The following is a 13,111-nucleotide window of genomic DNA, read 5'->3' on the forward strand; positions in this document are numbered from 1 at the left end:
GAGCGAACCCGCCATTTGGTTTCGCTCCTTTTTTCTGCGTCCGTGCAGATGCGGCGCTACAAATAGCGCAGCCATAAATAGGCGTGCGACAAAAGCAAAGCGACGAGCGTGAGCGGCGCGCCGATTTTCAAAAAATCCATGTATGTAAAACCATGCCCTTCGCGCGACGCCATGCCGGCGACAATGACGTTCGCCGAGGCGCCGATGAGCGTCCCGTTCCCGCCGAGGCAGGCGCCGAGCGACAAGGCCCACCACAGCACGTCAATTTGCGGTGCGTCGGGAGACAGCCCCATGCCGACCGCCATATCTTGAATGAGCGGGATCATCGTGGCGACAAACGGAATGTTGTCGATCGTCGCCGAGGCGATGCCGGACAGCCAAAGGATGAAATAGGCGGCTGTGGAAATGTCGCCGCCGGTGAACTCGAGCGTTTTTTCCGCCAATGATTTGATCAAGCCGATGTCAACAAGCCCGCCGACCAAGACAAACAATCCGGCAAAAAAGAAAATCGTCCCCCATTCGATCGAATGGAAAACATCCTCGATTTCGTGCTCCGGCACGGCGATGAGCATGAGCGCGACCGCCCCGGTCATGGCGATGACGGCCGCATCCACATGAATGGCGGAATGAAGGATGAAGCCAAGAATTGTCAGTCCGAGCACGGCGACCGATTTGCGCATCAGTTTTGCGTCTTGAATGTAGTCGGCGTCGCGAAGCGCCATCAGCTTTTGAATCAATGTTGGATTGGTTTTCAGCTGCTTTCGGTAAATGAACGCAAGCAATGCGACCGTGACGATGGCGATTACCACGACGATCGGCGTCAAGTTGAACAAAAAGGCGTTGAAGTCGAGATGCTTGTTCGCTGAGCCGATCATGATGTTCGGCGGGTCGCCGATCAACGTCGCCGTGCCGCCGATGTTCGACAACAGCACTTCCGAGATCAAGTACGGCACCGGGTTCACTTGAAGCATGCGCGTAATGGAGAACGTCACCGGCACGACAAGCAGCACGGTCGTGACGTTGTCCAAAAACGCTGACAGCAGCCCGGTCAACAAAGACAGCATCACCAAAATGCGGACCGGGCTGCCTTTCGCGAGCTTGGCAGCCTTAATGGCCATGTATTGAAAAAAGCCGGACTTGCTGGTAATGCCGACTAAAATCATCATGCCGATCAGCAGTGTGATTGTTCCCCATTCAATATGGTGGGTAAACGCTTTCTCCGCATCGACGATGCCGAAGATGACCATAAGAGCGGCGCCCAGCAAGGCGATGACCGCCCGGTGAATTTTTTCCGCGATGATCATCGCGTATGTCATCAAGAAAACGGCAATGGCAAAATAATATTGAACGTTTGACACGTGTGCGGCAGCATGATCCATTTGTACCCCTCCTTTTCTCCAGTTATGTCGTCATGTCGTGAAAACCGCTCCCACATGCTGGGCATGTCCAGTTCCGGCGCTCGCTCGAGGCTTCACGGACGTAAAACGTAAAGGAACAATGCGGACAAGGAATTTCGCGCACCCGATCGATCAACATCCGCCTCCTCGGTTCAGCTGAATCGTCGGTGTCAATGATTTCGACATGGATGTCATCGCGCGATTCGTCTTCGGCGAGGATGGCTCCTTCCGCTTCCTCCTTCGTACGCCACCCGCGGCCGATCAAATGCTGCTCAAGCTGGCTGTGCGAGGAGTGGGCGAGCATGTCTTCGGCCAGTTTCATATATTGCGCGTCCGTCAAGGCGGCAAATGGAACGGTTGACTCCTGCTTTTGCCAATACGCCCGCAGCTGGTCTTCGGTAAAAATCAATGTGACAATTTGATGGATGACGACATTTTTCATCAACTCAGCCTCCTTTTCTTCATCATAGCATAGGTGCAAAAAGAAAAAAACGGCGAGGGCGGCCTGCTTCCGGACGCCTCTTTTTTCTGCAAAGCACCCGTTGATTCCTCCGTCATCCGCCTCTTTTTCGCCATTTTCTGAAAAAAGAAATAAACAATCGCTTCTGCGTGATATAATAATAGTAAGACGGACGGCAGCAGCGTGCCGGAAAGGGGGGAAGCGATGATGGACAGCCCGCAATATTTGTTTCTCGATTTTGAATTTACGATGCCGGAGACGAAAACAAACCCGAATGGGTTTTGCCCGGAAATTATTGAAGTCGGCCTTGTCGCGGTTGTGGACGATCAAATCATCGGCCAATTTTCTTCCTATGTGAAGCCGCTCCGCTTTCCGCAGCTTACGGAACGGTGCAAGTCGTTTCTCAACATCACGCAAGAACAAATTGACAGCGGAATGAGTTTTTATGAGTTGGTTTCCTTGCTTCGGCAATATGACCGTGAGCGCCCGACGATCGTCATCACTTGGGGGGGCATGGACATGAAAGTGCTCCGGGAAAACTGCCGATCGGCGCAAGTGGAATTCCCGTTTACGGGCGAGCACCGCGATTTAGCCATGGAGTATAAGCGGTTTTTCGGCAACAAAAATCAAACCGCCCTGCGCAAGGCGGTGCAAGAGTACGGCAATGAGGCAGTTGGAAAAGCCCATTGCGCGCTCGATGATGCGTTCACCGCGTATACGATTTTCCGGTTGGTGGAAAACGACAAAAAATATTTAGCGAAGACAAAGCCGCCGACAATCGGGGAACGGATCGATTTGACCCAGTTGCGGAAAAAATTCGCTTTATAGCCGGCTGCGTTGGCGGCGGCTTTTTTATGTTATAATAGAAAGTGGACGATTTTTTAGGCAGAAAGGTTGTTTTCTTATGTGGCCATCGGTGCTGAATTTATTTTTGTACTTTCCGGAAGACAAACGTGAATACATTCCCGCAGCCATTTCGTTTGCTGTCTTCTTCTTGATGGCGGTGTTCACGATGCGGCTCATCATCGTCATCTCCCGGCGGCAGGAGAGGGAAGCGAAGCGGCTTGAGGAGCAGCTGCTTGGAAAACAAGCGGAACGGAAGGAGCCGCCCGAAGTATAGACGAGCCCCCCTCCGGCAATACTGGCGGATAACAAGTGATGCTGGAGGGTGGTTCGTGTTGCGAAAAACATGCGGTGTCGTGTTCGCGGCGGCGCTCGTGTTGGCCGGCTGCGGCCAAGAGAATGGAACGAGCCGGACGGTGGAGATGATCAATGCGGACGGCGATTCGATCGGTACGATCGAGTTGACTGAACAGGCGGAAGGGGTGCGGCTGAAGCTTGACCTAGAAGGTCTCCCGCCGGGGGAGCACGCCATTCACATCCATGAAAACGGAAGCTGCAAACCGCCTGATTTTCAGTCGGCCGGCGGGCATTACAACCCGGACGGGAAAAAGCACGGCCTTCTCCATCCAGAAGGGGCGCATGCCGGCGATTTGCCGAACATTATTGTGAAGGAGGACGGCACGGTCAACGTCGAGCTGACGGCGCCCAATGTGACGCTGAAAGAAGGAGAGAAAGGCTCGCTGCTTACAAAAGACGGAACATCGATCGTCATTCACGCCAAGAAAGACGACGGCATGACCCAGCCGGCGGGAGACGCCGGCGGACGGATCGCCTGCGGGGAAATCAAGTCGTCGTGAAACAGGGGCTCGCGCGCGGGTCCCTGTTTCACATTGCCGGACAACGACTGGCATGGGAAATGCGAGAAAGTGACGGTTGCACGGCCTCTGTTGCACATGGTTGGCAGAACAGAGAACGGAAAGGAACGATTGTTTGGCTTCATTTGCTCTTTTCGTTTAGATGGATGTAGGAACCCCCAACGGATTCGGCTCTCCTTCTTTTCCTTTTCGCCATTCGCTTGGCCGCTCTTCTTTGGCGCAAAGCTAGCCTAGCGCCGCCGCCAGCCGCCGCAGCCCTTCCTCCAGCGTCGGGCGTGGGCAGGCGATATTCAAACGGATGAAGCCGACGCCTTCGGGACCGAATTTGCTGCCGAATTCGACGGCGAGTTTTCCTTTTTCAAGGAGCCGACGCTTCAGCTCCGCCTCAGAAAAGCCAAGGCCGCGGCAGTCGATCCAGACAAGATACGTCGCTTGCGGCCGGATCACGCGGAGCGGCGGCAAGTGTTCCGCTAAATAGGCAACCGTCATGTCGATGTTTTGCCGCAAGTAATCAAGCAAGGCGTCAAGCCACGGTCCGCCATGGCGGTAGGCCGCTTCCGCTCCGACGATGGCGAACGCATTCAGCGTAAAAAAGCCGTGCCGCTGCTGGACGCGGCGGAACGCCCGGCGCCGCGATTCGTCGGGAAGGATGGCTTCCGCCGCCTGCAAGCCGGCGAGGTTGAACGTTTTCGTCGGCGCGCGGAACGTGGCGCTTTGCGCGGCCAGTTCCGGATGAAGCGAGGCGAACGGCGTGTGTTTGGTTGGTGGGAGCGTCAAATCGGCGTGGATTTCATCAGACAGGACGAAGACGCCATGCTTGAGGCACAATTCCCCGAGTCGTTCGAGCTCGCCGGCCGTCCACGATTTGCCTCCCGGGTTGTGTGGGTGGCAAAGGATGAGAAGTTTGGCATCGGGCAGCTTTCGCTCCAAGTCGTCCCAGTCGATCGCATAGTTGTCTTCCTCAAGGCGCAGCGGACTGAACAGAAGCGTGCGGTCATGACGGCGGACGAGATCAAACAGCGGCCGGTAGACCGGGGAAAAAACGATGATGCGATCCCCTGGTTCGGAAAACGCTTCGATGGCGGCGGCGACCGCCGGCACAACGCCGTGGGCAAACACGAGCCAAGACGGATCGATCGTCCAGTCATGACGGCGTTCAAGCCATTGGCACACCGCTTCTTTGAGTGAATCGGGAATGACGGTGTAGCCGAACACGCCGTGCTCCACCCGTTGCCGCAGCGCTTCTTGCACTTCTTTCGGCGCGGGAAAATCCATATCGGCGACCCACATTGGCCATACGTCTTCGTGGCCGAACACGCGATGAACGTCATCCCATTTCACCGACAGCGTGCCCCGGCGGTCGATGACGCGGTCGAACGGAAACATGATCGCGCCTTCTCCTTTCTCAGCACACGAACGATGCGGTCCTTTCCCTTCATCGAATGGAAACATTGTTGCATCTTCTCCCTTCTTTTTTTCGAATCGATGGCTTATAATGGGTTATATCATAGCATCAAGAAAGAAGGTGGATGGCGGCGGCATGGCCGGACAACAGTTGAATCGGCTTCTTCTGGAATGGATCGGCGCCTGGGACCCGTTTGGCCTTGGAAAAGATGCCTACGACGTCGAGGCGGCCAGCGTGCTCCAGGCGGTGTATGAGACGGAAGACGCCCGCGCGTTGGCTGCCCGCATTCAGTCCATATATGAATTCGCCTTTGACGAGCCGATTCCTTTTCTCCACTGCCTAAAACTCGCCCGCCGGCTGCTTGAGCTGAAGCAAGCGGCGTCCTGTTCGCTCCCGTGATGACGACAGGCGGCCGGTTTGGCGAAACCGACCGATGAAATGGAGGGATGCTGCGTGAAATTGAGCGAAAAAGAACTAGAAATTATCGAAATATTAGAAAAAGACGCGCGGACGCCGATCGATGTGCTGGCGAAGATGGTCGACTTGCCAGTCGAGGAAACGGAAGCGCTCGTCAAAAAGTTAGAAGAGGCGAAAGTGATCGTCCAATATACGGCGCTCATTGACTGGCGGAAGGCGGACGGCCGCGAGGGAGTGACGGCGATGATCGACGTCAAGGTGACGCCAAAGCGCGGTGTCGGCTTTGATGAAGTGGCGGAGCGCATTTACCGGTTCCCGGAGGTGAAATCGGTCTATTTAATGTCCGGCGCTTATGATTTGTCGGTTGTCATTGAAGGGCGTTCGATGGCGGAAATCGCCCAATTTGTATCGGAAAAACTGTCGACGCTCGATTCCGTCATTTCGACGACGACCCATTTCATTTTGAAAAAATACAAACATGATGGCATCGTCTTTGACCAAGGAGATCAAGATCGCCGCATCGTGGTGTCGCCATGAAGCCGCAAACGAGAAAAACGTACGTGTCCAAGACGGTTGCGGGCTTGAAGCCATCCGGCATCCGCCGCTTTTTCGACCTTGCTTCCACCATGGACGGCGTCATTTCGCTCGGCGTCGGCGAGCCGGATTTTGTCACATCCTGGAGCATTCGCGAAGCGAGCATTTTGTCGCTCGAGCAAGGCTATACGTCCTACACCCCCAACGCCGGGCTCTTGGAGCTCCGCCAAGAAATCGCCGCTTATTTGCGCCGCAAGTTTCATGTCGACTACTGTCCGGAGACAGAAATTTTAGTGACGGTCGGGGCCAGCCAAGCCATCGATTTGGCGCTTCGGGCGATCATCGACCCGGGCGATGAAGTGATCGTTGTCGAACCGAGTTTTGTCGCCTACGAGCCGCTTGTCGTGCTCGCGGGCGGGAGGCCGGTGGCCGTTTGCACGTCTGGCGAAGACCAGTTTCAGCTCAATCCGGCGCACCTTGAACGGGCGATCACCGAGCGGTCGAAGGCGGTCATCATCTGCTCGCCGAACAACCCGACCGGAACGGTGCTCGGACGCAAGGAGCTTGAAGCGATCGCCCGTGTAGCCCATGAACACGATTTGCTCGTCATTGCCGATGAAATTTACGCCGAGCTGACGTATGAAGGAGAGTACACGAGCATGGCCGCTGTTAGCGCCATGCGCGAGCGGACGATTTTGATTTCCGGTTTTTCGAAAGGATTCGCGATGACCGGATGGCGGCTCGGGTTTGCGGCAGCGCCGGATGAGATTTTGCAGGCGATGTTGAAAATCCATCAGTATGCCATGATGTGCGCGCCGACGATGGCGCAATATGGGGCGCTTGAGGCGCTTCGCAGCGGAGAGCGCGATGTCGCTGAGATGCGCAACAGCTACCGGCGGCGGCGCAACTATTTCGTCGCCTCGCTCAATGAAATCGGGCTGCCGTGCCATTTGCCGGGCGGCGCGTTTTACGCTTTCCCGTCCATCAAACCGACCGGTTTGACGTCGGAGCAGTTTGCCGAGCGGCTGCTCATCGAAGAAAAAGTGGCGGTCGTCCCCGGCAACGTCTTCGGCCAAAGCGGGGAAGGCTATATCCGCTGTTCATACGCTTCATCGCTCGAACAGCTGCAAGAAGCCATTAAGCGAATGAAACGGTTTTTGGCGCGCCTGTAACTGGGGATGTTCCGCCGTCGGCGGGACATCTTTTTTTGGGGTTTGCTGTCGGTCTATGTTATAATACAGAAACATAGACGAAATTCATCAATAGGAGTGTTTCGCTTGTCAACGATCAAACGAGGAGCGATCGTGAAAGGGAAGGTGACGGGCATTCAGCCGTATGGCGCGTTCGTCCAGCTTGAGGACGGCATGCAAGGGTTGATTCATATTTCCGAAATTTCCCATCAATTTGTGAAAGATGTGCGCGATTACGTCCATGTCGGGGATGAAGTGACAGTCAAGGTGTTGGACGTCGATCGAAAGGCGAGGAGGGCGAGCCTGTCCCTAAAGGCGCTCGAACCTGCCGGGGAACAGGAAAAACGCCATATGCGCATGAAAATGCCGCTCAAGTCGGGGTTTCGCCCGTTGAAGGAAAAACTGCGCGAATGGATTGAGCAGTCCAAGAAAGAAAATGGACCGAAACCATAACCCTGCGCCCCAAACGGTGAGAGTCCATGACGCTTTGAGGCCGGCAGAGGCGCAAAAAAATAAGACACCCACCGTCAGAAGGTGAGTGTCCCAATGGTTTTCCGTCATGTGCGCGATGTTTTCGGTTCAGTGCGCCCGAGCTCTGCCGCTGGTTTGAACAGCAGCGCCAAGTTGATCAAGCCGGCGATGCCGACCAAGCTGTAGATGATGCGCGACCAAACGGAGTCTTGGCCGCCGAAAATGGCCGCGACCAAGTCAAATTGGAAAAAGCCGATTAGTCCCCAGTTAACGGCGCCGATAATGGTCAACAATAGCGCAATGCGCTGCAATGCTCCCATCTTGTGTGCCTCCTTTGGAAAATTTCTTTTCAACTTATAGGATGAATCGCAGTCGTGAAAAATATGCATCGTTTGCCGCCAAAGCAGTCGACTTTACAGCCGATGGCGAGCGCGGTCATAATAGAGATGTGAAAAAAGGAGGGACCCGTATGCAATCTTTTATCTTCCGCAATCCGACGAAACTGATTTTCGGAAAAGGGCAGCTCGAACGGCTCAAAGAAGAAGTGCCGCGCTACGGCAAGAAAGTGCTGCTCGTGTATGGCGGCGGCAGCATCAAACGAAACGGACTGTATGATGAAGTGATGAAGATATTGGGGAACATTGGCGCCGAGGTCATCGAACTGCCAGGCGTCGAACCGAACCCGCGCGTCTCGACCGTAAGAAAAGGGGTGGACATTTGCAAGCGGGAAGGCGTCGAGTTTTTGCTGGCGGTTGGCGGCGGCAGCGTCATCGATTGCACGAAAGCGATCGCCGCCGGGGCGAAATTCGACGGCGATCCGTGGGACTTTATCACGAAAAAAGCGCCCGTCACCGGCGCCCTGCCGTTCGGCGTCGTCTTGACGCTGGCGGCCACTGGGTCGGAGATGAATTCCGGCTCGGTGATCACAAACTGGGAGACGAAAGAAAAATACGGCTGGGGCAGCCCGTTTACGTTCCCGCAATTTTCGATTTTGGATCCAACGTATACGATGACCGTTCCGAAAGACCATACGGTGTATGGCATCGTTGATATGATGTCGCATGTGTTTGAGCAATATTTCCATCATACGCCGAACACGCCATTGCAAGACCGGATGTGCGAAGCGGTGTTGAAAACCGTGATCGAAACGGCGCCCAAACTGATCAACGATTTGGAAAACTACGAGCTGCGCGAGACGATCATGTACTCGGGCACGATCGCCTTAAACGGCTTCTTGCAAATGGGCGTCCGCGGCGACTGGGCGACGCACAATATTGAGCATGCCGTTTCGGCCGTGTATGACATCCCGCATGCCGGGGGCTTGGCGATTTTGTTCCCGAACTGGATGAAGCATGTGCTCGATGAAAACGTCAGCCGTTTCGCCCAGCTCGCGGTGCGTGTGTTCGATGTCGATTCGGCGGGCAAATCGGAGCGCGATGTGGCGCTTGAAGGCATCGAGCGGCTGCGCGAGTTCTGGTCGAGCCTCGGGGCGCCGTCGCGGCTTGCCGACTATGGCATCGGCGAGGAAAACGTGGAGCTGATGGCCGATAAAGCGATGGCGTTTGGCGAGTTCGGCCGTTTCAAAACATTGAACCGCGATGATGTGCTCGCCATTTTGCGCGCCTCTCTGTAATGGGGCGGAACGGTCATTAGGCTGATGAAGGGATCAGGGCGCCGGCTTGGCGGCTGCATCCGCCTTGAGCCGGCGCTTTTCGCATAGGTCGAGCCGGCCGCTCGGGCGTAAGAGACGCGCCCCCCATCGCAGGATCGTGGGTGCGTCGGAGTTTGCGCGCCTAAAGGACAGCGGGGCGGCGAACATGGCGAAACATGAATCCGTTTCCAAAAAAGGTGGGCTTCTTGATTTCCCTTGTCCGTTCGGCTAAAGTGAAAGAAGGCAATGATTCTTGAAGGGGAGGCGGAAATCGATGACCCACATTCGCTTTGACTATTCCAAAGCGCTCGCCTTTTTTGGCGAACATGAGCTTACATACTTGCGCGATGCCGTGAAAGTCGCGCATCATTCGCTTCATGAAAAAACCGGTGTTGGAAGCGACTTTTTAGGCTGGCTTGACTGGCCGGTCGACTATGACAAAAAAGAATTCGCGCGCATCAAGGAGGCGGCGAACAAAATCCAATCGGACTCTGATGTTCTTGTCGTCATCGGCATCGGCGGCTCGTACCTTGGCGCGCGGGCGGCGATCGAGATGCTGCACCATTCGTTTTACAACGCCTTGCCAAAAGAAAAGCGGAAAACGCCGCAAATCATTTTTGTTGGCAACAACATCAGCTCGACGTATATGAAAGACGTCATCGATTTCTTGGAAGGGAAAGACTTCTCGATCAACGTCATTTCCAAATCGGGGACGACGACCGAGCCGGCGATCGCCTTCCGCATTTTCCGCAAACTGCTTGAGGAGAAATACGGCAAAGAGGAAGCGCGCCGCCGCATTTACGCGACGACGGACAGCAAGCGCGGCGCGCTTCGGACGCTCGCGAATGAGGAAGGGTACGAGACGTTTGTCATTCCGGATGACATCGGCGGCCGCTACTCGGTGCTGACGGCGGTCGGGCTGCTGCCGATTGCCGCAAGCGGCGCGGACATTGACGCCATGATGGAAGGCGCGGCCAAAGCGCGCGACGATTTCAGCTCCTCGGAGCTTGAGGAAAACGCCGCTTACCAATACGCCGCCATCCGCAACATTTTGTACAACAAAGGGAAAACGATCGAGCTGCTCGTCAACTACGAACCAGCGCTGCACTATTTCGCCGAATGGTGGAAGCAGCTGTTCGGCGAAAGCGAAGGGAAGGATCAAAAAGGCATTTACCCGGCTTCTGCTGATTTTTCGACTGATTTGCATTCGCTCGGCCAATACATTCAAGAAGGGCGCCGCGATTTGTTTGAAACAGTGTTGAAGCTGGAAGAACCGCGTCATGAGCTGATCATTGAAGCCGAAGAAAACGACCTTGACGGACTGAACTATTTGGCGGGAAAAACGGTTGATTTCGTCAACACGAAAGCGTTCGAAGGGACGCTGCTCGCCCATACGGACGGCGGCGTGCCGAACTTGGTCATCACGTTGCCCAAGCTCGATGAATATACGTTCGGCTACATCGTCTACTTCTTTGAAAAAGCATGCGCCATGAGCGGCTACTTGCTCGGGGTGAATCCATTTGACCAACCGGGAGTGGAAGCATACAAAAAGAACATGTTCGCCCTCTTAGGCAAACCAGGCTATGAGCAGCTGAAGGAAGAACTGGAGAAACGGTTGAAATAACAACGTGTTCCATCGCCAAGCTGCTGTTTTCTCGGAGGAGATGACTCGCGGCTCGACCCGAGTCGCGCCCGAAACGGCGGACGGAACGACGGAAAAAGCGCCTCTTCCCTTTTGCGGGGGAAGAGGTGTTTTGTTATACATACCGGATCGTCCGGCCTCACAATGCCCGGACGAGGGTTTATGGCTCCCTGTCGTTTTTCGCCAAGCGTCTGAAGCTGCCGCGGACAAATAATCCACGTCAAACGGGAAACGATAAAAGAAAGGAGGGATTGTGCATGATTGAAATGCCATCGCGTTTGGAAGGAAAACAATTTCAACTGTACCATTTGGAAGAGCAATTAAAACCAATGGGATATACGATTGGCGGTGGATGGGATTACGATCACGGGTATTTTGACTACAAAATTGCCGATGACGCGGGCTACCAGTTTTTGCGCGTGCCATTTCGGGCGGTCGACGGGCAGCTTGATTCGCATGGAACGACGGTGGAGCTTGGGCGGCCGTTTTTGCTTGCGCATAAATACCAACGGGGCATCGATGATTTCGCCGATGTCGGCAACATCAGCGCCTCATTCAATCAGTTTGCCGAGCCGCAAGACCCGGATGCGACCGTACCCGAGCGATACATTTCCGTCGGAAAGGCGCTTGTCCAAGAACTGGAGCGCCGCCTGCTCGATTAAGGGGCAAGCACGAACAAGCGGTCGCTTTGTTGAATCGGGCGGTCCGGTGCAACGGAAATCGCTCCGTGATCTCCATGGACGACGCCAAGCAGCGTCACGTTTTTCTTGAGCAGCTGCTGTTGCACGGCGACGAATGGCTGGCCGATTTGCTGTTCGTCTGGCTCGAGAAGGCAGAGCGTCTGTCCGTCCAGGCGGCAAAGCGCCGTCTCCCACACGCTGGCGGCGCCCGGCGAGCGAAGGCTGGCGGCCATGGCGAAACTCGCCAGCAAGTTTGTCTGAATCACCTCATCCGCCCCGGCGCGGAGGGCGTTCTGGACGTTTCGGCCCGTTAGGATTTCCACGATGGCGTATACCGACGGGTTGAGGCTTTTGGCGGCAAGCAGCGTGACAATCGTATCTTTATCGGCTTCCGCTTCCGCTTTATGCGGATCAGCGGTGATGAGCAAAAACCGCGCTTCTTGAATATTGGCCTTCTCCAGCACCGCATCGTCGCTTGCCGTTCCTTTAATGAAATGAACCGGCGCGTCTAGAAGCGGGTGGGACGGAACGGTGGCGTCGATGAGGACGAAACGCATGGAGGCGTCGTGCCGCGCGAGGCGAAAGAGCACCTCGCGCGCCCTCTCGTTCCAGCCGACGATCACTGCATGGCCGCCCCCTGTATACGGGAGCTGGCCGCTTGTAAAGGCAGTTTCCCGGGCGGCAGCCGCGGCGGAGACGGAAGCAAAATAAGCGGTGAGGATGCCGGTGCCAAGGATGATAAGCCCAATGGCCGCCGTCTTTCCGGCGATCGTTTTCGGGACGATGTCGCCGTAGCCGATTGTCGCCGCGGTCACGATCGCCCACCACACGCCGTCGAACACCGTGCGGAACGTCTCTGGTTCAATGAAGCGCATCAGCGCGCCAAACAACACGATCAACGCGCTCGCCGAGACAAACAGGCGAAGCACGGGCGGCCAGCGCCAATACGATAACAGCACGTTCCTTGTTTTCATCGTCCACCCCTCTTTTGCTTTTGTCTTCTTTAGTGTGAGCCGTTTTTGCATAAATATTCCTGTTTTTTCCCATACTAGGAAACGGAACATCACAGAAAGGGGACAGTGGTCATGGATATGAACCGTGTCAAACAAATCGTTTCTTCCCCTGCCGATATTCCGGTGTATTACAACGGCGTGTCGGTATGGATTGACGGGTATGATGAAGAAAAACAGACGGCGACCGTCCATTTGCGCGACGGGCGGCTTCATGAGCGCCGGGATGTGCCGGTTTCGGAATTGACGGAAGAGCGGGAGTGAAAAGGGGAGGCCGGCTGACAGCGCGGGAGCCTTCTTGCGTTTCCCGAGTGCGCTTGGTTCGAGTAAAGGCGTTTTCTGGCATGGAGTGTCCGGGCGGCCTGCAAGAAAACGGTTGTTGTTCGCCGTCTGTTTCGTGAACAAGACGGCTTTTCAGACGACAATCAGAGGGAGTCGGTGCAAGGACGTAGACATCGGATGAAACGTTGATGGAGCGAAAGACGAGGAAATCTGCCGCTTGCCGAACGACATGTCGGGCAAGCGGCTTCGTTTTG

16 protein-coding genes are annotated in these 13,111 nt (G+C 55.4%); 11 read left to right on the plus strand and 5 right to left on the minus strand.

Annotated elements, in window-relative coordinates:
* Nucleotides 1–56 precede the first annotated feature (56 nt).
* Complete coding sequence (locus tag B9L19_RS03290) at nucleotides 57–1,379, minus strand: ArsB/NhaD family transporter (protein WP_025949988.1); 1,323 nt, start codon at nucleotides 1,377–1,379, stop codon at nucleotides 57–59.
* A 22-nt stretch (nucleotides 1,380–1,401) separates the two neighbouring features.
* The gene (locus B9L19_RS03295) at nucleotides 1,402–1,839 is read right to left on the minus strand and encodes a hypothetical protein (protein ID WP_025949989.1); all 438 of its coding nucleotides are present in this window, start codon (nucleotides 1,837–1,839) and stop codon (nucleotides 1,402–1,404) included.
* 225 nt (nucleotides 1,840–2,064) lie between these two features.
* On the opposite strand from B9L19_RS03295, the gene kapD reads away from it, so the two are divergent.
* The 3 genes from kapD (at nucleotide 2,065) to B9L19_RS03310 (ending at nucleotide 3,557) form a co-directional block, all read left to right on the plus strand.
* On the plus strand, nucleotides 2,065–2,685 hold the full coding sequence (kapD, locus tag B9L19_RS03300; protein WP_025949990.1) for a 3'-5' exonuclease KapD: 621 nt from the start codon (nucleotides 2,065–2,067) through the stop codon (nucleotides 2,683–2,685).
* Nucleotides 2,686–2,761: 76 nt separating this feature from the next.
* Complete coding sequence (locus tag B9L19_RS03305; RefSeq protein ID WP_025949991.1) at nucleotides 2,762–2,977, plus strand: hypothetical protein; 216 nt, start codon at nucleotides 2,762–2,764, stop codon at nucleotides 2,975–2,977.
* Nucleotides 2,978–3,032: 55 nt separating this feature from the next.
* A complete protein-coding gene (locus B9L19_RS03310) occupies nucleotides 3,033–3,557 on the plus strand; it encodes a superoxide dismutase family protein (protein WP_025949992.1) in 525 nt (174 codons plus the stop codon).
* Nucleotides 3,558–3,800: 243 nt separating this feature from the next.
* Here the strand turns inward: B9L19_RS03310 and B9L19_RS03315 are convergent, their stop codons facing one another.
* Nucleotides 3,801–4,961, minus strand: a complete 1,161-nt coding sequence (locus B9L19_RS03315; protein ID WP_025949993.1) for a MalY/PatB family protein — start codon at nucleotides 4,959–4,961, stop codon at nucleotides 3,801–3,803.
* Between the two features lie 154 nt (nucleotides 4,962–5,115).
* Between B9L19_RS03315 and B9L19_RS03320 the strand changes: the two genes are divergently transcribed.
* From B9L19_RS03320 to yugI, 4 genes are all read left to right on the plus strand, one after another.
* On the plus strand, nucleotides 5,116–5,379 hold the full coding sequence (locus B9L19_RS03320) for a DUF1871 family protein (RefSeq protein WP_025949994.1): 264 nt from the start codon (nucleotides 5,116–5,118) through the stop codon (nucleotides 5,377–5,379).
* 54 nt (nucleotides 5,380–5,433) lie between these two features.
* The gene (locus B9L19_RS03325) at nucleotides 5,434–5,934 is read left to right on the plus strand and encodes an Lrp/AsnC family transcriptional regulator (protein ID WP_025949995.1); all 501 of its coding nucleotides are present in this window, start codon (nucleotides 5,434–5,436) and stop codon (nucleotides 5,932–5,934) included.
* Nucleotides 5,931–7,103 carry an aminotransferase gene (locus B9L19_RS03330; protein ID WP_025949996.1) on the plus strand — a complete coding sequence of 391 codons (1,173 nt, stop codon included), beginning with the start codon at nucleotides 5,931–5,933 and terminating at the stop codon, nucleotides 7,101–7,103. Before B9L19_RS03325 ends, B9L19_RS03330 begins: the two co-directional genes overlap by 4 nt.
* Before the next feature lie 105 nt (nucleotides 7,104–7,208).
* Nucleotides 7,209–7,574: a S1 domain-containing post-transcriptional regulator GSP13 gene (gene yugI, locus B9L19_RS03335; protein WP_025949997.1), complete on the plus strand. Its 366-nt coding sequence runs from the start codon at nucleotides 7,209–7,211 to the stop codon at nucleotides 7,572–7,574.
* A 104-nt stretch (nucleotides 7,575–7,678) separates the two neighbouring features.
* On the opposite strand, the gene B9L19_RS03340 is transcribed toward yugI, so the two are convergent.
* Complete coding sequence (locus B9L19_RS03340; protein ID WP_025949998.1) at nucleotides 7,679–7,912, minus strand: DUF378 domain-containing protein; 234 nt, start codon at nucleotides 7,910–7,912, stop codon at nucleotides 7,679–7,681.
* A gap of 149 nt (nucleotides 7,913–8,061) precedes the next feature.
* Here B9L19_RS03340 and B9L19_RS03345 point away from each other — a divergent pair, with 149 nt between their 5' ends.
* The 3 genes from B9L19_RS03345 to B9L19_RS03360 all read left to right on the plus strand — a co-directional run bounded on the left by B9L19_RS03345 (nucleotide 8,062) and on the right by B9L19_RS03360 (nucleotide 11,547).
* Nucleotides 8,062–9,225: an iron-containing alcohol dehydrogenase gene (locus B9L19_RS03345; protein ID WP_025949999.1), complete on the plus strand. Its 1,164-nt coding sequence runs from the start codon at nucleotides 8,062–8,064 to the stop codon at nucleotides 9,223–9,225.
* Nucleotides 9,226–9,517: 292 nt separating this feature from the next.
* Nucleotides 9,518–10,867 (plus strand): glucose-6-phosphate isomerase, encoded by a 1,350-nt coding sequence (locus B9L19_RS03350; RefSeq protein WP_025950000.1) that lies wholly within the window; start codon nucleotides 9,518–9,520, stop codon nucleotides 10,865–10,867.
* 275 nt (nucleotides 10,868–11,142) lie between these two features.
* Nucleotides 11,143–11,547, plus strand: a complete 405-nt coding sequence (locus tag B9L19_RS03360; protein ID WP_013144366.1) for a YugN-like family protein — start codon at nucleotides 11,143–11,145, stop codon at nucleotides 11,545–11,547.
* Here B9L19_RS03360 and B9L19_RS03365 read toward each other — a convergent pair.
* Nucleotides 11,544–12,539, minus strand: a complete 996-nt coding sequence (locus B9L19_RS03365; RefSeq protein WP_047752588.1) for a potassium channel family protein — start codon at nucleotides 12,537–12,539, stop codon at nucleotides 11,544–11,546. The two genes, B9L19_RS03360 and B9L19_RS03365, sit on opposite strands and share 4 nt — an antisense overlap.
* 111 nt (nucleotides 12,540–12,650) lie before the next feature.
* Here B9L19_RS03365 and B9L19_RS03370 point away from each other — a divergent pair, with 111 nt between their 5' ends.
* The gene (locus tag B9L19_RS03370) at nucleotides 12,651–12,839 is read left to right on the plus strand and encodes an H-type small acid-soluble spore protein (protein ID WP_013144368.1); all 189 of its coding nucleotides are present in this window, start codon (nucleotides 12,651–12,653) and stop codon (nucleotides 12,837–12,839) included.
* Nucleotides 12,840–13,111: the final 272 nt, after the last annotated feature.

Origin of the sequence: Geobacillus thermocatenulatus (assembly GCF_002217655.1) — a bacterium.
GTDB classification, from domain to species: domain Bacteria; phylum Bacillota; class Bacilli; order Bacillales; family Anoxybacillaceae; genus Geobacillus; species Geobacillus thermocatenulatus.

Excerpts from the sequence above, each read along its gene's own strand:
- B9L19_RS03330 (WP_025949996.1), top strand. The coding sequence starts at position 5,931 with ATGAAGCCGCAAACGAGAAAAACGTACGTGTCCAAGACGGTTGCGGGC.
- kapD (WP_025949990.1), top strand. The coding sequence starts at position 2,065 with ATGGACAGCCCGCAATATTTGTTTCTCGATTTTGAATTTACGATGCCG.
- B9L19_RS03360 (WP_013144366.1), top strand. The coding sequence starts at position 11,143 with ATGATTGAAATGCCATCGCGTTTGGAAGGAAAACAATTTCAACTGTAC.
- B9L19_RS03340 (WP_025949998.1), bottom strand. The coding sequence starts at position 7,912 with ATGGGAGCATTGCAGCGCATTGCGCTATTGTTGACCATTATCGGCGCC.
- B9L19_RS03365 (WP_047752588.1), bottom strand. The coding sequence starts at position 12,539 with ATGAAAACAAGGAACGTGCTGTTATCGTATTGGCGCTGGCCGCCCGTG.
- B9L19_RS03290 (WP_025949988.1), bottom strand. The coding sequence starts at position 1,379 with ATGGATCATGCTGCCGCACACGTGTCAAACGTTCAATATTATTTTGCC.
- B9L19_RS03350 (WP_025950000.1), top strand. The coding sequence starts at position 9,518 with ATGACCCACATTCGCTTTGACTATTCCAAAGCGCTCGCCTTTTTTGGC.
- B9L19_RS03320 (WP_025949994.1), top strand. The coding sequence starts at position 5,116 with ATGGCCGGACAACAGTTGAATCGGCTTCTTCTGGAATGGATCGGCGCC.
- B9L19_RS03295 (WP_025949989.1), bottom strand. The coding sequence starts at position 1,839 with ATGAAAAATGTCGTCATCCATCAAATTGTCACATTGATTTTTACCGAA.
- B9L19_RS03305 (WP_025949991.1), top strand. The coding sequence starts at position 2,762 with ATGTGGCCATCGGTGCTGAATTTATTTTTGTACTTTCCGGAAGACAAA.
- B9L19_RS03345 (WP_025949999.1), top strand. The coding sequence starts at position 8,062 with ATGCAATCTTTTATCTTCCGCAATCCGACGAAACTGATTTTCGGAAAA.
- B9L19_RS03315 (WP_025949993.1), bottom strand. The coding sequence starts at position 4,961 with ATGTTTCCGTTCGACCGCGTCATCGACCGCCGGGGCACGCTGTCGGTG.
- B9L19_RS03370 (WP_013144368.1), top strand. The coding sequence starts at position 12,651 with ATGGATATGAACCGTGTCAAACAAATCGTTTCTTCCCCTGCCGATATT.